Source organism: Rhizobium sp. Leaf321, assembly GCF_001423215.1.
Taxonomy (GTDB): Bacteria; Pseudomonadota; Alphaproteobacteria; order Rhizobiales; family Rhizobiaceae; genus Neorhizobium; species Neorhizobium soli.
In genome coordinates this window covers 365985-383406 of sequence record NZ_LMOF01000005.1, presented here as the reverse complement: position 1 = coordinate 383406, position 17422 = coordinate 365985, and the positions used below count along the sequence as shown (strand labels likewise).

Sequence of the window (17422 nt, the reverse complement as noted above, 5' to 3'; positions counted from 1 at the left end):
GCGGTTTTCACATGGAAGTCAGTCTTGCGTGGGGAGGACGCCGAGCTCTTCCAGCAGCGCCGCTTCGATGCGGCCCGTTCTGGGGTCGTCGCGGCGACGGGGGCGGTCGATATCGACATTGATTTCGCGGATGAAATGTCCCTGATCGAGCACCAGGATTCGGTCTGCAAGCGCCACGGCCTCCCAGACATAATGGGTGACGAGTAGCACCGCCGGGCTATGTTTGCGCCACAGCGCGAGGACGAGCTCATGCATCCGCAACCGCGTCAGCGCGTCGAGCGAGGCAAAGGGTTCGTCCAGCAGCAGCAATTCGGGTTCACGCACGAGAGCCCGCGCAAGCGCCGATCGCTGCGCCTCGCCGCCCGAGAGCGTCAGTGGCCAGGCGTCGATCCTGTGCGACAGGCCGACTTCCTCCAGTGCATGTGTGGCGAGCGTCCGGGCATCCGGGTGTCGCAGACCGAGCGCGACGTTGTCGATGACGCTTTTCCATGGAAGCAGGCGCGGTTCCTGGAAAACCACCGAACGCCGGGTGGTCAGCTGCAGCCTTTCGGCCGCGGCGGTATCGAGACCGGCGAGAATGCGCAACAGCGTGGTTTTTCCGGAACCACTGCGGCCGAGCAGGGCGACGAATTCGCCGGGCGCCATGGCGAGGTCGATGCCGTCGAGAACGGCCGCGCCGCCAAACGAGCGGGTGAGTTGCCTGATGTCGACGAGGGGAATCAACCGAACACCTCCGGACGCCAGCGCAGCGCATAAGCCTCGATCATGCGTACGAGACCATCGGTCAGCAGGCCTAAGATGGCGTAGACTAGAAGGCAGACGACGATGACATCTGTCTGCATAAAGTCGCGGGCATAGGAAATCGTGTATCCGATACCACTGGAGGCATTGATCTGTTCGCCGACGACGAGGCTGAGCCAGGCGACGCTGAGGCCGTATCGGACGCCCACGAGCAGCGAGGGCAGGGCGCCAGGAATGACGATATGGCGAATGATGCTTGTCGTGCCGAGGTCCATCGTCTGCCCCGCCTCGATCAGCTTCCTGTCAATGCCGCGAATGCCGCCATAATGGGTGAGGTAGATCGGAAAGATGGCGCCGAAGGCGACGAGCCCGATCTTCGGCATCTCGCCGATCCCGAACCAGAGGATGAACAGTGGCAGAAGACCCAGGAACGGCATGGCCTTCAGCATCTGGATCGGCGGGTCTATCACCGCTTCTCCGAACCGAGACAGGCCGGAGATCAGAGCCAGAACAATCCCGGCGACGAGCGCAATCGAAAAGCCTGCAAGCACCCGCAGGAACGATACGATCAGCCCGTTGATCAGTTCACCGGACGCGATGAGGCGGCTGGCTGTCGCGACGATGTCGCCCGGTCCGGCCAGAATGCGCGGCGACAGCAGTCCCGTCATGCTGGCGATCTGCCAAATGACAAGGAGGGCAACCGGCGAGGCAAGCCGCGACGCGAACTGCGCCAGGCGTCCGGCCCTTGCAGGACCCTCGATAGCTCGGCTCATGCTGGCCACCATTTGTGGAAGTGGTGGACCGGGCCATGCCCGCCGCCGATCGAGAGGTTTCTTCCGGCAATGAGAGCGTCCTGAAGATAGGTCTTCGCAGCTCCAACGGACTCGTGCAGCGACAGGCCGCGGGCGAGGCCGGCGGTGATGGCCGCCGCAAGCGTGCAACCGGTGCCATGGTCGTTTTTCGTATCGACACGGGGAGAAGAAAACTCCGTCACGCTCGACTGATCGAACAGGAGATCGATGCTGTCGCGGCCGCACCCGTGACCGCCCTTCATCAGCACGGCACGGGCTCCGGCGTTGAGGATGATCTCCGCCTGACGGGTCATGTCGGACCGGGTTTCGGCGACCGGCATGCCGGTCAGCAGTGCAGCTTCCGGCAGGTTCGGCGTCACGATCGTCGCTTTCGGCACGAGGCTGGCGATGAGGGCGGAGATCGCATCTTCGCGCAGCAGCCGATCGCCCGAGGTCGCGACCATGACGGGATCGAGGACGACGGGACCGCTAAAGTGTGTCAGCCCCCCGGCAACCGCGTGGATTGTTTCGCAGCGGGACACCATGCCGATCTTGATCGCATGGACCTCAATATCGGCGAGCACGGCGCGCATCTGCTCTCGGATCATCGTCGCCGAGATGTCTTCGACGGCGCTCACGCCCCGCGTGTTCTGGGCGGTCACGGCGGTGATGACGCTGGTCGCGAACACACCGTGTGCGGAAAATGTCTTGATATCGGCCTGAATGCCGGCGCCTCCGCCACTGTCGGAACCGGCGATTGTCATGGCAACGGATGTCATCGTTTCACCTCGCTCAGAGCATCATCCACCCGGCGCCGAAAACTGCGGCAGGCGTCTGCAGGGTCCGGTGCGCGGAAGATTGCCGAAATGACCGTGACACCGTCGGCCCTCGCGTCGATGACGCTCCGCACCTGCTCCAGCCCGATGCCCGCGATCGCGCCGACCGGGAGGGTCGGATCCAATTGTCGCAATCGTTCGCGCAGATCCCGAAAACCGTCGAGGCCGACCGGTGGATCGGGGTTCTGTTTCGACAAGGTCTCGAATACCCCGCCGATACAGGCGTAGCTCGCCTGCGCCCGGCCGGCGCGTTCCGCATCGGCACGTGTCTTGACGGTGAGGCCGATGATGGCGTCGGGGCCGAGCAGCCGGCGTGCGGTCCCGGCATCCATGTCGTCAGCACCCAGATGCACGCCGTCGGCGCCTGAAGCGAGCGCCACATCGACACGATCGTTGATCACAAGCGGCACGCCGGTGCCATCAAGGGCCGCCTTGATGCTTTTGGCCATGGCGATCATCTGCCGGGTGGAGCCGTTCTTGTCGCGGTACTGGATCAGCGTCGCGCCATTTCGGGCGGCGATCGCGGCGAGGTCCACGAGATCGCCGATATCGGAAAGACCCGCATCGACGATCGGGTTCAGTCGGAAATCAAATCTCATGGTCGATCCTTCCGTGCAGACTGAGCTCTTCGGCCGTGAGCGATGACAGCGCATCCAGGAAGGCAACGGCGAAACTACCGGGGCCGCGCGCGTGCCCGGCGGCCTGTTCGGCGGCGACGCCGGTCGTCGCTAGTGCCGCAGCCGCCGCAGCCATGGCTTCCGGTTCGACGGCCAGATACGCTGCGATGATGCCACCTGACAGGCAACCGGTCCCGGTAACATCCGCCATCCATCGGTGGCCGTTACGAACAGTGCCGGTTCGCGCGCCATCCGTCAGGCGATCGTGAGCGCCGGTCTCGATTTTCAGTGTTTCGCCAATGCCTCCGAACAGCGCCATCTCCGCGCTGTTGCCACGCAGCACTGTTGGGCGGCGGGCGATCAATGTCTTTGCAAACTCCAGCCGCACGGGGGAATAGTCGCTATGCACGGGATCGAGGACCCAGGGTTTTCCGGCCTCTGTGGCGACTTCGACTGCCAGTTCGATGACCTTGCGGCGGTCTGTATCCAGCGTGCCGAGATTGACGACGAGGACATCAGCCTTCGAGACGAAGCCGACGATTTCGTCCGGGGAGGAGGTCATCGAGGGGATGGCGCCGATTGCAGTGATGCCGTCAGCAACGAATTTCTGCACCACCGTGTTCATCAGGCAATGGACGCGTGGGCGCCGGGCCCGCACACGTGCCAGGAGATCGCCGGCCTGTTGCGTCGTCGGGGAATTGTTCATTGTCATCACCGGATTTCGATCGCTAGATCTTCGACCGGCGGCGCCTGCGGAATGAGGCCGCTCGCGGCCATGAACTCACCAAAGCGCTGGTAGCGACCCCGATCCAGCGCTGCAGGCCGTTTGGCGAAACGCGGCAGCGTGTCGGTGAACGCCTGACGATTGAGCGGGTCGTCGAGGTTGGGATAGGCCTTGGTGAACAGCTTCCAGGAATCATCGGGGTGATTGGTCAGGAAGATTGCAGCCTTCTCGACGGCTTCGAGAAAGCGGGGCAGGCGAGGATCTGTCGCCAGCACGTCGCGCGTGATGAAGATCAGCTCGTCGTAAACGGGAACGCCGTGTTCTTCCGGAAAGAAGGAACGGGCCTCGTGCCCTTCGATCCGCATCTGCGTCAGTTCGAAGTTTCTGAAGCCGCCGAGCGTGGCGTCGACCTTGCCGCCGATCAGCGATGGCGAGAGGGCGAAATTGACGTTGATCAGTTCGACCTCGGTAAGCCCAATGCCTTCGCCCTCGAGCATGCGCTTCAGCATCGCGTCTTCGAAACCCGTGACGGAAAAGCCGACCTTCTTGCCGCGCAGATCCTTGAGGCTCTTGATCGGGCCATCGGCGAGAACCGTCACCGTATTCAAGGGCGTTTCGACGAGGGTACCGATCCGCTTGAGCGGCAGGCCGACTGCACGATCGAGATAGAGGTTCGGTTGGTAGTGGATGCCGATATCGGCCTGGCCGGCGGCAACGAGGCGAGGCACCGTCGATGGGTCGGCGGGAGGCACCAGCTCGACATCGAGGCCGGCGGCTTCGAAATAGCCGTTTTCGGCGGCAATCACGAGCGGCGCATGGTCCGGGTTCACAAACCATTCGAGCATGACGGTGAGTTTTTCTGCCGCCTGGCTAGCGGACGCAATCATGCTCACGGATAGGGAAATGGCAAAGGCCAGAAGCATGCGTTTCATGGGTGGTCGTCTCTCCTCACGATGATAACTGTGTCTGTTGTTCGGTCTCGATTGCCCAATGGGGGCGTCCCTTTACGAGACGGTCGAAACCCAGGCGCAGCGCGACGCTGGTCAGGGCCAGGATGGTCATGGCTGCGAAAACGGTGTCGGTCTGCATCCGGGCGTTCGCCTGAACCATGACGAAGCCGAGCCCGGCTGAAGCCCCGACCCATTCGCCGATCACGGCACCCAGCGGCGCGAGCGGCACGGCGACGCGCAGACCGGACACGAGCGCCGGCAGCGCAAGCGGTGTTCTGAGCCTCACAAGGATCTGCCAGGGCGTCGCTCTTGTCAGCGCGGCGGCTTCCAGAATCGCTGGTTCCGTCCGCCTCAGGCCATCTGCGAAGGCGGAGGCGACCGGGAAGAAGATGACGAGCGTCGTCATCATCACTTTCGACGCCATGCCGAAACCGAGCCAGAGCACCAGGATGGGTGCCAGCACGAAGACCGGAAAGGTCTGCAGGATAAGGATGATCGGCCAGGCAAGCCTGCCGGCCCGCGGGAATGCCACAACGAGAAACGCAACCGCCGCACCGAAAATGCTGCCTGCGATGAGACCTGCAAGGATTTCGCTCAGGGTGACGAGCGTGTGGTGGGCGAGGAAGCTGCTCTGACGCACCAATGCCTGCACCACCGCGAGCGGTGACGGCAAAAGATAGCGTGGCGGCGAAAAGACCTGAACGGCTATCTGCCAGCCTACCAGCAGCAGAAAAAGCCCGAGGGCTGCAAACCGGGACTGCATGTCAGCGACGCGGGTTGAAACCGTCGAACCGCATTCGTCCTATTCGGGTATTTCTCGAGAGCGTAAGCATGGCTGATCTCCTGACCTTGACATCATGGAGATCCAGGCGAGCGGAGAATAAGAAAGAGGTGCGGTATTGCGCCGTTTCCGTTCCTACGCCGGTATGACCCGGATCAGGTTCAAGGGTCCGGCTCACCGCCATCTCAGCACCGTTCGATGCTCCCCTCGGAATGACGCTAAGGTTGGACAAAGAAACGGCCTTTGTCAATCGCTTGCGATCGCTGTCCGGCAGAGCCTGCGCGGCGAGCTGACAAAAATTTTATTCTATGTCATCCGCCTCCCGGAAACCCGGGGCCCGTCCGCTGGTTATGTCTTCGCAACTTAGGAGGAGCAACCATGACCGATAGAGAACAGGAACAGCGCGAACGGGCCTACAGACTGTGGGAGGAAGAAGGCCGTCCTGAAGGGTCCCATGACGATCACTGGAAGCGTTCCGAGCATCCAGCCGACATGTCGGATCAGGAAAGCGACGATGTGACCAAGGTCAACCAGCAGGCTGATGCGGCGTTTGGTGGAGAGAACGATGCAGCGGCCGACGATGCCGCCACAATCCGGCCTCCGTCGTCAGTCGCGCCGGACTGACGACGACCGCGGTAGTCTGGATAGGTATCAGACCTGCCCTGCATGAAAGGGGTTGGCACAACACCTCGAAATATCGGCTGCCGATAGTTCGGCCGTCGACACACTTCAGCCGTCACAAAACCCGTTCGTCCGGTCCACTTTATGCGTCGTCGGGCGATCGAGAACCTGACCGAAACACACGACGGCCACCCGTTTTCCGGTGGCTTTCGCCAGATACATATAGTCGTCAGCGCGTTTGACATAGGTTTGCGGCGTGTCTTCGGCCTTTAGGAACGTAACGCCGACCGCGGCACCCGTGAATGTCACCTGGCCATCGATGGGGATCGGCTTGAACACCCTTTCCATCGTTTCCTGAATATGGGTCTGCATATCGCCCGCAAACTTGCGATCCATGTCGAGAAGAATAGCAAACTCGTCTCCTCCGACCCTGGCGATGAAATCCGTCGCTCGGAAACTTTCGCGAAGTCTCGCCGAGATCGTTCGCAGGACTTCGTCGCCTGCGGAATGCCCCAGACTGTCGTTGACGATCTTGAAGCCGTTGAGATCGATGTAGGCGATGGCGAGCTTTCTGTCATTGAGCAGGTTGCGGGCAACCTCTCCGGCAACAACCTCATCGAAACAGGCTCGGTTTGGGAGACCTGACAGGGCATCGGTCTGCGCGGAGGTTTTCAGAGCGCTTTCTATAGCGCGCTGCTGCCTGACGCGGGCAGACACATCGACAATGACCTCCACATCGAATGAAACGCCATCGACGATCGTGCGTTGCGCAGAAATCAGGGTTGGGATGATCGTACCATCCGAATGAGCAATCTCAACATCTTCGAGCTCGTAGGCGCCGTCCTCGCGCAATAGCCGGTGACGTCTGTCGCGGGCGGGATTGTCGATCGCGGCACCCTCGGAAATCAGCTTCTTTCCGTTGATCTCGTCCCATTTCAGGCCGGTGAGCTTCAGATAGGCATCGTTGACTTTGACGTAGCTCGAGGTTTTCGTGTCGCTCGTCGTGATGGCCATGGCAATGGGCGCGGACTCAAACATCCTCATCAGCATTGAGATCAAGTGTTGCGTCGGCAGGACATCAGCCTGGTCCGGATCATGCCAGACATGAGGAGCCTTCACGGATACTTTCCCGTCCAGCGGGACCTCCGTGGGCACGATCTCGGTGATGGTGCCGTACCATTTCGCGATCTTGCCGGTCGCATCGCGATGAGGCTTTGCCCGACTGACCATCCATCGCCAGCTGTCGTCGTGCAGACGCATGCGAAACCTGGTTTCGAATGGGTCGCCGGATGGCAGCCATCCAAGCCATTCCCGCCGAACCCGCAAACTGTCGTCCGGATGCATCCGACCGTACCAGTCCGCGATCCGGTCACGCATCCTGGACATCGTCGGGTCTGGCGTTGGCCCCATGAAATTGACAATGCCTTCGGCATCGCTCGACCAGGGAATGTTCGGGCTGAGTTCGATCGACCATCGTGCGTGGTCTTCCGTCTCGGTCAGCGCCTTTTCCATCGACTTGTGACCGGTAACATCGATCGCCGTGACCGAAATGCCGATCGGCTCGCCCGCGTCGTCATCGACCCGCTGGTTCACCACGAGGAGAATGTTCTCACTTCCGGGCGGACGATATTCGTCCACAATCAAAGGCTCGCCCGCAAGGACTCGCTGAAGATCTTTGGTGACCCGGCGCGCCTCTCGTGCCGGCATGAAACTGTGAACGGTGAGCCCGATCATCTGCTCGGGCGTTAATCCCAGCATTGCAGCGAACCGATTGTTTACACTGACATGGCGCAAGTCTGAATCGAGAAAGCAGAGACCGACCGGTGCCGCCTCATAGAGCGTTTCCAGTTGATGGACCCGCTGGAACAGCGAGCCGGTTCCGCGGCGTTCCGTGAGTGGCTTCTGCTTGCTGACAGCGAGATGCCGTTCTGTCGCATCACCGTCGACAGGTCTGCCAAACAGCCACCCCTGTCCAACGTCGCAACCAAGGCGCTTCAGCATTTCTGCCTGTTCTTCGGTTTCAACGCCTTCGGCAACAACCGTCATGCCAAGGCTTTGCCCCAGCCCAATGACCGAGGCGACGATTTTCCGGCTGCCGCTGTCATGCTGCATAGAGCGCACGAAGCTTGTGTCGATCTTCAGTTTGTCGAAGGGGAACGCGTGAAGCCGCGTCAGGCTGGCAAAGCCGGTCCCGAAGTCGTCGAGGGAGATGCCCATTCCGGCAGACTTGAGCGATGCTATGTTTTCCCTGACGACTGTATCGTCATCGAGCAGTGCGCTTTCCGTCATTTCGATATGGATCCGGTTCATCGGAAACCCGGTGTCCGAGATTATCGAAGCCAGAAAGTGGAAGAGGTCTGGGTCCTGAAACTGCGTCGGCGACAGGTTGATCGCGAGGACAAAGCCTCCCCTCCAGCTTGCAGCTTTGCGACAGGCATCCTGGACGATCTTTTGCGTCAAAGCGCCAATCAGATTGCTGGTTTCGGCGAACGGAATGAAATCTGAAGGTGCGATGGCACCTGCTTCAGAATCGGTCCAACGCGCAAGAACCTCAAAGCCGATGATCGCACCGCTCTGCAGATCGACAAGCGGCTGAAATGCCGGCCAGATCGCATCGGTTGAGAGGGCGTCGGAAAGTCGTCGCTTTGACAAGATGCCGTCTTTGGCGGACGCGGGTCCTTTCGTCAAAACCTGCGGTGCAGATTTCCGATTTGCCGGACCGATATGTCGACCAGAGATCATGGCACTTTCCACACTTGCGGAAAAGCAATGTCAGAGACCGCTTAAGAATAGATTAGCATGGCTTAATTTAAGAAACGATGCGTATCTGTCGGCATCTACATTGGTTCGATGGCCGCCATGAGCTATGACCCCGATCGTGAGACTACAGGAGCGCGCTGCGGATCTTGCTGATGGCGACGTCGGGATCCGAGCCATAGGGAATGAGCCCCTTCAACCGGCCATCCGCACCGATCAGGAACAGGTCCATCGTGTGGCTCATGGAATAGCCGCCACTCTTGTTCGGCTTCTTTTCCGCGAATGCGCGCCATCCGGCGACCACCCGCCGGATCTCTTCAGGCGTTCCGGTCACCCCCGTGATCCGGTCGGAAAAGGCGGTGACATAGCCGTTCATGATGGCAGGAGTGTCCCGTTCCGGATCGACCGTGAACAGGTAGCTTTTGATCGGCAGGCCGTCTTCACCCAGTTCCTTGAGGTATCCAGCAACTTCATAAAGCGTCGTCGGGCAGGCTTCCGGGCAATGCGTGTAGCCGAAATAGACAAGTGACGGGTTGCCCTTGAAGATCGACTGATCGACCGCTTCTCCCCGATCGTTGATCAGAGAAACGCGGTATCGAATGTGGTGTTTCTTGGCTCATCCTTGAACGTGAAGAAGAGGATTCCGACGAGGACAGTGATGAAGATTGCCGAGATTGTCGTTGCAACCAGCATGAACGGGTTCTTCATCATCAGTCGTGACCTTCATGAGCGGCATGAGGCTTTTGCGCACCGGCAAACGGTCCGACGGCAAAATCGACCTCGATCGGCCCGGCCTTTTCAAAAATGAGCGTGACCGCCAGCGTCTCGCCCTCCTTGAAAGGTCTAGAGACATTCGTGAACATGAGATGATAGCCACCGGGTTCCAGCTTGACGGTAGACTTGGCCGGCACGGGGATGCCCTTGTCCAGTTCCCGCATTTCCATCACGGCGCCGGTCATCTTCATCTCGTGGATCTGGACGTCTTCGGCACGATCCGACTTTGCGCCAACCAGCCGGTCGGCCGCACCGGAGTTGTTGATCGTCAGGTACCCCCCGCCGACCTTTGCCACCGGCAGCATGGCGCGGGAATATGCGGACTCGATCGTGATATCGCCGGTCCCGTGTGCATGCATGTGCTGGGAAGATGCGGTGCCAGGCAGCTTCAATGCCACGGCCGCTACAAGAAATTTCGCTCGGATTGTCGACATGGGTATTCGCCTTTGACGTAGCAGGATTGGTTCTTCTTTCTCCATCAGCTACGAAAAGGAGGCCCTCGGGCCGAGGTGCCGGTCAGCAGAACGAACCGGGTAGGGCTTTCGTTGGTTCCGGAATGCGCGTGCACGATCTCGCGAAGGATAGGATAGCCCAACGTATCGGCGGGAAGTGGCAGGATAGACGCCGTCACATGCCGGCAGGCGTCGCAGGAGATCTTGCTATCGCTCTTATGGTGCTGTGTTTTCCCCGCTTCCGAGGGGAGGCAAAGAACAGGCAGACTTCCGTCGGGGAGGATGTAGGACGCAATCTCGATCGTCTCGAACGAGGCCGCGTTGGCGGTCGGATGGGAATTGGCAAATCCGAGCAACAGAAACGCAAGGCTGCAGAGAATGCGCAACCCTACCTGTCTAATCTGCCCAAAACGCCGGATCATCTCGCCTATCAGCTTATCATGCAGCCCAAGGTCATAATGAGTTACGGCAACCCATGCAATGCGTTGCAACCAAGAGGACATTGTGACGCACGTGAGCGGGCGGGCAGACGACCCGCCCGATCGCGTGCAGCGCTGAATTGGCGTCAGAGGCTCACGCCGCTTTCCCGGTCGAAGACGTAGACAAGGTTTTTGTCGATGCCGGCGCGAAACTGCGTTCCGTGTCGCACGGGATGGTCTCCATCGACGATGGCGGTCATCTGCTGGCCGGCAAATTCAAACAGCACATGCGTCTGGGCGCCCGTCGGTTCGACGAGCAGCGTTTCTCCACCGATATTGTCGCCGCCGGCCGTCAGGTGTTCGGGGCGGAGCCCGAGCTTGACGCTCTGGCCGCGACGGACCTTGCGCAGCGGCGAAATGTCGATTGCGGATCCTTCCGCCAGACGAACGACCGGTCTGTCGTTTTCGCCGTCGATCGTGCCGTCGAGCAGGTTCATCGCGGGTGAGCCGATGAAGCCCGCGACGAAGAGGTTGGCAGGCGTCCGGTAGAGTTCCATCGGCGTGCCGACCTGCTCGATGCGGCCGGAATTGAGAACGACGATCCGGTCGGCAAGCGTCATCGCTTCGATCTGGTCATGCGTCACGTAAATGGACGTCGTGCCGACCTTCTGGTGCAGCGCCTTGATCTCGGTGCGCATCTGCACGCGCAGTTTGGCGTCGAGATTGGACAAGGGTTCGTCGAACAGAAAGACTGCCGGATCGCGAACGATCGCCCGTCCCATCGCGACGCGCTGCCGTTGCCCGCCGGAAAGCTGGCTGGGCTTGCGGTCCAGCAGATCCTCGAGCGCCAGCATGCGGGCAGCTTCTCCGACGCGGGTCGCGATGTCAGGCTTGGTGACACCGGCAAGCTTGAGGTTGAAGCCCATGTTCTCGCCGACCGTCATGTGCGGGTAGAGTGCGTAGGACTGGAAGACCATCGCGATGTTGCGTTCCCGCGGCGTCATAGCGTTGACCACAGTTCCACCGATCGTGATTTCGCCCTCGCTGATGTCCTCGAGCCCGGCGATCATGCGAAGCAGCGTCGACTTTCCGCAGCCTGACGGCCCGACCAGGGCGATGAATTCGCCGTCATCGACCGACAGCGAGATATCGTGCACCACTTGAAGCGCGCCGTAGCTCTTGCGAACGTTTGTAAGGCCAACCGATGCCATGATGCTAATCCCTCATTTCAAGACTTTACGGCGCCGGCGGTTAGGCCTGCGATGATGTGTTTCTGGGCCAGGAAGAAGACGATGATCGTCGGCAGGATGGTGAGCGTGATGAAGGCAAGCACCAGCTGCCAATCGGTGCCGAACTCGCCGCGATAGACCATGATGCCGAGAGGCCACGGATATTTGCTTTCGGTATTCAGCATGATCAACGGCAGGATGTAGCTGTTCCAACTGCTGACGAAGGTGACGATGCCAACCGTAGCCACGATCGGCCGCGATAGCGGCAGCGATATGTACCAGAAGAAGCGGATATAGCCGCAGCCATCGACAAAGGCCGCCTGGAACAGCTCTTCCGGCAGGTTGCGGAAATAGTTGCGGAACAGAAGGATGCTCATACCGAGCCCGAATGCGACCTGCGGCAGGATCACGCCCCAATAGGAGTCGAGCAGGCCAAGATCGCGAATACGGATGAACAGCGGGAGAATTGCCGTTGCTGCCGGAAACATCAGCCCGATCAGAAAGTAGTTGAGCAACTGGTTTGAGCCGAAGAAGCGGATATGCGCAAAGCAGAAGGCCGCCATCGACGAGACGACCAATGTGAGGAACACGGTGACACCGGCGATGATCAGCGAGTTCATCATCTGGCGCCAGTAGCGCTCGCCGAACAGGATATCGATGTAGTTGGACCAGACCCATTCGCTGGGCAGCCCGAACGGATTGAGCCGGAGGTCGCCAAGCGTCTTGAAGCCGCCTAGCGCCGTCGTGACCAGCGGAACCAGCACGACGGCAGCGACCAGCGACAGCGAAACATAGACATAGAGGCGCGTGGCCGTGGACACGCGGACTGTGGACGATGTGTCAGTCATTGCGCATGAATATCCTTTTGTAACCGAAGGCGATCGTTACACAAACGACGAACAGGACGACGCCGACGGCGCTTCCCAATCCGACCTGCATGCGCGTGACGCCGTAGGTGTAGAGAAAGGTGACCATGGTCTGCGTCGAGTTCGACGGACCGCCGCCGGTCAGCGGCATGATCAGGTCGAACAACTGCAGCGATCCGATGATGGCAAAGAAGACGGACAGGCGCACGGTCGATCCGAGCAGTGGCAAGGTGACGTAGCGGAATTTCTGCCAGCCGGTCGCACCGTCGATCTCGGCCGCTTCCATCACGCTCTTGTCGATCGACTGGAGGCCTGCGATGAACAGCATCATGTGGAAGCCGAAATATTTCCAGATGACGACGGCGAGCACCGCGTAGATCGCAAGATCCCTGTCGGCCAGAACATAGGGTGTCGCGACGCCGAGAAAGCCGGCGATTGCGGCGAACAATCCGTAGTCGCCGTCATAGACGAAGCGCCAGATGAGGCCGGCGGCCACATCGGCCAGAACATAAGGTAGAAAGAAGATCAGCCGGAATGCGACGACGCCCCTGATTTTCTTGCCGAGCATCACAGCGAGCCAGATTGCCAGCGGCACCTGCAGCAGCAGGGACACGACGATGATCAGGCCATTGTTGATCAAAGCAGTCGAAAAGGCGGCGTTGTTGAACAGCACCTCGAAATTGCGAACGCCCACAAATTCGGTCGGCGTGCCGTAGCCGTTCCAGCGATAGAAACTGTACCACGCGGCTTCGCCCATGGGCAGGATCACAAAGAGCGTGAACAGAAGCAGGGCAGGCGGCAGGAAGATGATCAGCGCCGGCAATCTGCCACGCGCGGTCGGGCTTTTGTAGCGGACCTTTTCCGGCACACCCATGACGGAGGCGCCGCTGATCTTCGCGGTCATGTTGTTCATCCGGTCTATCCTTGTCGCACCAATTCAGAAGTGCCGTTGCCGGTGACGGCGCTGCCGCCACCGGCTCGTCGGCTTACTCCAGTTCGGTCGCGTCCTGGATTGCCTGCGCTCCCTCTTCGGCTGTCATCTGCCCGGCAAGAATTTCCACCGAGACATCATTGACGACGCGGCCAACCGATGGACCGAGATCCTGGTCGAAGAAGTTCTGGTGCCAGGTGGATGCGGCGAGCTGGTCGGCAGATTCCCGCATCAGCGGGTTTTTCAAGCCTTCCTCGGCATCGACAGCCGCAGGAATGATCATCCCTTCGGAGGCCATCTGCCGCTCCATCTCCTGACTGGTCAGGAAGCGGAGGAAATCGACAGCCGCCGGCGAAGCGTTCTTGCTGACGCCCCAGCCGTTGAGCCCGCCCAGCGTATCGGTGGCTTTGCCGGCGCCGCCTTCGACAATCGGGAACCCGAAGCGGCCGATGTTGTCGGCAGCAAGCCCCTTGCCGTCGCCGGCATTCTTGCGCTGGTTTGGCTCGGTATTTTCAAAGCCGAGAAGCATTGCAGCCCGTCCATCGCCGAACGCACCGAGCGTCTGCGGCCAGTTGGCGCCAAGATAGCCGTTCTGGAAAGGCTGAAGCTTCCCGAGCTCTGCCAGTTGCTCGCCGGCCTTGATCACCGCAGGGTGCATGAAGCCTTCGCCTTCTTTATTCTTGGCGGCTTCGAACACTGCTTCGCCGCCATTGCGCATGACGAGGAAGCTCCAGTAGAAATGCAGCGGCCACTTATCACCGCCGCCGCCCGCAATCGGTGCGATGCCGGCACCTTTCAACGTCTTGACCGCTCCCAGGAAATCGTCCCAGGTCTTGATGTCTTCGGCCTTGACGCCTGCCTTGGCGAACAACTCCTTGTTGTAGAAGAAGCTGACGGTCCCCATGCGGTAAGGGACGGCATAGATCTTGTCATCGAATGTCAGGCCGGCGACGGCGGCTGGCTTGTAGGTCTTGGCCCATTCGCCGCCGTTTGCGTTCATGGCCTCTGTCAGGTTCATCAGGGCGCCCGTCTGGGACTGCTGACGAAGAACGCCGCCACCCCAGCTGTAGAAGAAGTCAGGCGCCGCGTCGGACTGCAGAAGCGTCGGCAACTTGGCCTTGAACGCTTCGTTTTCGAGAAACTGCAGCTGGATATCGACATCCGGATGCTGCGTTTCATATTTCTTGGCGATGTCTTCCCACGTCTTGATATAGGCGGGTACGGTTTCGACGTGCATCCACTTGACGACCGTTTGTGCAGCAGTTGCCGTATGGGTCCCGAAAAGCGTCGAAAGTGCAGTGGCTGCGGCGAGCGCAGTGATCCGAACGCCCGTATAGGACGTTGCGTTGTGGTGATAGGTCATTCTTCCTCCTCCAAAGGGAAACAACCATCCTCAATTTTTCCCTTATGCGGATTAATTCAAACGACATTTGCATCATTGTCAACCGCGCTCGCTGAAGTTTTGCTCACATTGGCTTGACAAGAGGCAGTTCGTCGACGCTATTTAATTCGTGATCCGACATAAATATCGGAATCAAACGTCATAGCGATACGGGCATCCGGCTTTCCATGAAGACTGCAGATCCAGAATTGATGCGGGCGATCAATCGTTTCACGGTGCTGGACAAGATCCGCAGGCGCGGCCCGATTTCCCGGGTCGAGATCAGCGAACGTTCGCAGCTGTCGACCACGACCGTCTCGGCTATCACCGCATCGCTGCTCGATGACGGCCTGATCCTGACAAGGCACGAGGGCGATATCCGCAATACGGCGGCACGTGGCAGGCCGCGTGTGATGCTGGAGCTGAACCCGGATGCGGCACGCGTCGTCGGCGCAAAGATCGCCACCAACCGCCTCGTCTTTGCTCTCACGAATTTCTGCGGCGAGGTTCTGTCGCAGCTTACCATTCCGGTCCGCGTCGACAGGTTGCCGATCGCCGTCATCAGCGATCTGGTCGAAGACGGCGTGCGCCGGTGCATCGTCGATGCCGGGATTTCGCTGAGCAACATCGACACAGTGTGCCTAGGTCTGCCGGGTGTTGTCGAACATCGCACCGGAAAGGTGCGCTCCAGCCCGATCTTTCGCGAGACGGATATCAATTTTGCCGAGGAGATGACGAGCCGGCTTGGCCTACCGACGATCGTCGAAAGCGATGCGCACGCGATCGCCTTGTCGCATCACTGGTTCGGTCAGGCTCGAGATCTCGACGATTTCGTCATCGTCTCGCTGGAGCAGACATTAGGCCTTGCCCTTATTCACAACGGCCAGGTTTTCCGTGGCGCTGGCGGTCTCAGTCATAATCTCGGCGATCTCGTGCTCGGGGCGACATGCGAGGAGACGCTCAGGCTTTCGGCGATTGCGGGCGAGACAGCCATTTTCGGTGAGCAGCAAATGGTCGGTCATTTCGCCGAAGCCGTCAGGCTTGGGCGCGGCATGGCGCATGCACAAGCGCTGATCGCCACCGAGAACAACCCATTGTCGGGCGCTGCCGTAAGGGCCGGCGAAGCAGTCGGCTTGGCGATTGCCAACATCGTCACACTGTTCGGTCCGCCCCGCGTCATCATCGTCGGCTCGACGCTGGGGCTCGGCGCTGTGTTTACCGACAGCCTGCAGCAATCCTATTCCCGCGCGATCCCAAGCTCGATCAGCGAGGTCGCCGAACTGGTTTTCGACCAGTCGACAGATGAAGCCTGGGCGCAGGGAGCGGCGGTGGTCGCGTTGCGCGAGCTTTACGAGTCGCCCTGGGGAACGACTGGTCCCGCTTCGAGCCTCTAGCGCAGGCGAATCACATATTTGCAACTTTGGGAGGAGACTATGCAAAAACTCGGCATCGGCATCATCGGATGCGGCAACATATCGTCAGCCTATCTGAAAGCGATGGCATCTTTCCCGGTCCTCGACATCCGCGGCATCGCGGATCTCAATCACGGTCTGGCGGAGCAGCGCGCCGGCGAGTTCAACCTTTCGGCCCGCAGCATCGATGAGTTGCTCGGCGATCCGGAGATCCAGCTGATCGTCAACCTCACCGTGCCCAAGGCGCATGTGGAGGTCGGTCTTCGCGCCCTTGCGCATGGCAAGCATACCTACTCCGAAAAGCCTCTCGGCATTACCTTTGCAGAAGGCAAGAAGCTCGCGGAGACCGCGAATTCGACTGGTCTCCGGATCGGCGCAGCGCCGGATACCTTTCTTGGCGGTTCGCACCAGACAGCCCGGTCGATCATCGATACGGGCGTGCTGGGAACGCCGGTCGGCGGAACCGCCACCTTCATGTGCCCCGGGCACGAACGCTGGCATCCCAATCCGGACTTCTACTACGAAGCCGGCGGCGGGCCGATGCTCGATATGGGCCCTTATTACATCACCGACCTTGTCAATCTTCTGGGGCCGGTTGCCAAAGTCGCAGGCTTTGCGGTCACTCCGCGCGATGAGCGCACGATCACCAGCGAACCCCGCAACGGCCAGAAGATCCCGGTCCATATTCCCACGCATGTTTCGAGCGTCATGGCGTTTGAAAACGGAGCCGTGGTGCAGATCAGCATGAGCTTCGACGTCGCAGGCCACAAGCATGTGCCGCTCGAAGTCTATGGCACCGAGGGAACGCTGATTGTCCCCGATCCGAACCATTTTGGCGGCGACATCCAACTGCTGAAGAAAGGCGGCAGCTTTGAGCTGCAGCCGACGACGGAACCTTATGCGGACGGCAATTACCGGTCGCTCGGCGTCGCCGACATGGCGCATGCCATCCTGTCCGACCGTCCGCACCGGGCGAACGGCGATCTCGCCTTGCATGTCCTTGAAGTCATGGAAGCCTTCGGGACCGCGGCGGACAGCGGGCAGACCGTCGAGATCGCCACCAAGCCGGAGCGGCCGGCGCCGCTTTCGCAATCCTTGATAGACGGGCAGATCGCCCGCTGACACCACACTGGAGGAGAC

General features: G+C 60.3%; 19 protein-coding genes and 1 riboswitch. Of the genes, 3 read left to right on the top strand and 16 right to left on the bottom strand.

Features of this window, described 5'->3' with window-relative positions; translation table 11 throughout:
* Window positions 1-18: 18 nt before the first annotated feature.
* The 7 genes from ASF70_RS05440 to ASF70_RS05410 are packed head-to-tail and all read right to left on the bottom strand — an operon-like array spanning window position 19 to window position 5422.
* On the bottom strand, window positions 19-723 hold the full coding sequence (locus ASF70_RS05440; protein ID WP_156461771.1) for an ABC transporter ATP-binding protein: 705 nt from the start codon (window positions 721-723) through the stop codon (window positions 19-21).
* The gene (locus ASF70_RS05435; RefSeq protein WP_244473968.1) at window positions 720-1514 is read right to left on the bottom strand and encodes an ABC transporter permease subunit; all 795 of its coding nucleotides are present in this window, start codon (window positions 1512-1514) and stop codon (window positions 720-722) included. The genes ASF70_RS05440 and ASF70_RS05435 overlap by 4 nt, the downstream gene beginning before the upstream one ends.
* On the bottom strand, window positions 1511-2311 hold the full coding sequence (gene thiD, locus ASF70_RS05430) for a bifunctional hydroxymethylpyrimidine kinase/phosphomethylpyrimidine kinase (protein WP_062578062.1): 801 nt from the start codon (window positions 2309-2311) through the stop codon (window positions 1511-1513). Before thiD ends, ASF70_RS05435 begins: the two co-directional genes overlap by 4 nt.
* Window positions 2308-2967 (bottom strand): thiamine phosphate synthase, encoded by a 660-nt coding sequence (gene thiE / locus ASF70_RS05425; protein ID WP_062578061.1) that lies wholly within the window; start codon window positions 2965-2967, stop codon window positions 2308-2310. Before thiE ends, thiD begins: the two co-directional genes overlap by 4 nt.
* The gene (locus tag ASF70_RS05420) at window positions 2957-3697 is read right to left on the bottom strand and encodes a hydroxyethylthiazole kinase (RefSeq protein ID WP_062578059.1); all 741 of its coding nucleotides are present in this window, start codon (window positions 3695-3697) and stop codon (window positions 2957-2959) included. Before ASF70_RS05420 ends, thiE begins: the two co-directional genes overlap by 11 nt.
* Window positions 3697-4641, bottom strand: a complete 945-nt coding sequence (locus tag ASF70_RS05415; protein WP_062578058.1) for an ABC transporter substrate-binding protein — start codon at window positions 4639-4641, stop codon at window positions 3697-3699. Before ASF70_RS05415 ends, ASF70_RS05420 begins: the two co-directional genes overlap by 1 nt.
* A gap of 16 nt (window positions 4642-4657) precedes the next feature.
* Window positions 4658-5422, bottom strand: coding sequence for an ABC transporter permease (locus ASF70_RS05410; protein WP_082471781.1), 765 nt, complete (start codon window positions 5420-5422; stop codon window positions 4658-4660).
* Between the two features lie 133 nt (window positions 5423-5555).
* A riboswitch (TPP riboswitch) is annotated at window positions 5556-5658 on the bottom strand.
* A 160-nt stretch (window positions 5659-5818) separates the two neighbouring features.
* On the opposite strand from ASF70_RS05410, the gene ASF70_RS05405 reads away from it, so the two are divergent.
* The gene (locus ASF70_RS05405; protein ID WP_062459613.1) at window positions 5819-6064 is read left to right on the top strand and encodes a DUF2934 domain-containing protein; all 246 of its coding nucleotides are present in this window, start codon (window positions 5819-5821) and stop codon (window positions 6062-6064) included.
* Between the two features lie 105 nt (window positions 6065-6169).
* Here the strand turns inward: ASF70_RS05405 and ASF70_RS23535 are convergent, their stop codons facing one another.
* The 9 genes from ASF70_RS23535 to ASF70_RS05365 all read right to left on the bottom strand — a co-directional run bounded on the left by ASF70_RS23535 (window position 6170) and on the right by ASF70_RS05365 (window position 14852).
* A complete protein-coding gene (locus ASF70_RS23535) occupies window positions 6170-8713 on the bottom strand; it encodes an EAL domain-containing protein (RefSeq protein WP_162237952.1) in 2544 nt (847 codons plus the stop codon).
* Between the two features lie 232 nt (window positions 8714-8945).
* Window positions 8946-9365, bottom strand: a complete 420-nt coding sequence (locus tag ASF70_RS05395) for an SCO family protein (RefSeq protein ID WP_244473983.1) — start codon at window positions 9363-9365, stop codon at window positions 8946-8948.
* A 32-nt stretch (window positions 9366-9397) separates the two neighbouring features.
* Window positions 9398-9529, bottom strand: a complete 132-nt coding sequence (locus ASF70_RS24715) for a hypothetical protein (RefSeq protein WP_280136585.1) — start codon at window positions 9527-9529, stop codon at window positions 9398-9400.
* Window positions 9529-10026 (bottom strand): copper chaperone PCu(A)C, encoded by a 498-nt coding sequence (locus ASF70_RS05390; protein WP_062578053.1) that lies wholly within the window; start codon window positions 10024-10026, stop codon window positions 9529-9531. Before ASF70_RS05390 ends, ASF70_RS24715 begins: the two co-directional genes overlap by 1 nt.
* 44 nt (window positions 10027-10070) lie before the next feature.
* Window positions 10071-10466 carry a hypothetical protein gene (locus ASF70_RS05385; protein WP_156461770.1) on the bottom strand — a complete coding sequence of 132 codons (396 nt, stop codon included), beginning with the start codon at window positions 10464-10466 and terminating at the stop codon, window positions 10071-10073.
* A gap of 143 nt (window positions 10467-10609) precedes the next feature.
* On the bottom strand, window positions 10610-11674 hold the full coding sequence (gene ugpC / locus ASF70_RS05380) for a sn-glycerol-3-phosphate ABC transporter ATP-binding protein UgpC (RefSeq protein ID WP_062578050.1): 1065 nt from the start codon (window positions 11672-11674) through the stop codon (window positions 10610-10612).
* A 17-nt stretch (window positions 11675-11691) separates the two neighbouring features.
* Entirely contained in the window at window positions 11692-12540 is an 849-nt protein-coding gene (locus ASF70_RS05375; protein ID WP_062578048.1) for a carbohydrate ABC transporter permease, read from the bottom strand.
* Window positions 12533-13432 (bottom strand): sugar ABC transporter permease, encoded by a 900-nt coding sequence (locus ASF70_RS05370; protein ID WP_156461787.1) that lies wholly within the window; start codon window positions 13430-13432, stop codon window positions 12533-12535. The genes ASF70_RS05375 and ASF70_RS05370 overlap by 8 nt, the downstream gene beginning before the upstream one ends.
* A 112-nt stretch (window positions 13433-13544) precedes the next feature.
* Window positions 13545-14852 (bottom strand): ABC transporter substrate-binding protein, encoded by a 1308-nt coding sequence (locus ASF70_RS05365; protein WP_062578044.1) that lies wholly within the window; start codon window positions 14850-14852, stop codon window positions 13545-13547.
* Between the two features lie 206 nt (window positions 14853-15058).
* Here ASF70_RS05365 and ASF70_RS05360 point away from each other — a divergent pair, with 206 nt between their 5' ends.
* Window positions 15059-16264: an ROK family transcriptional regulator gene (locus ASF70_RS05360; protein ID WP_062578042.1), complete on the top strand. Its 1206-nt coding sequence runs from the start codon at window positions 15059-15061 to the stop codon at window positions 16262-16264.
* A 39-nt stretch (window positions 16265-16303) separates the two neighbouring features.
* Entirely contained in the window at window positions 16304-17404 is a 1101-nt protein-coding gene (locus ASF70_RS05355) for a Gfo/Idh/MocA family oxidoreductase (RefSeq protein WP_062578040.1), read from the top strand.
* The last annotated feature ends 18 nt before the right edge of the window (window positions 17405-17422 follow it).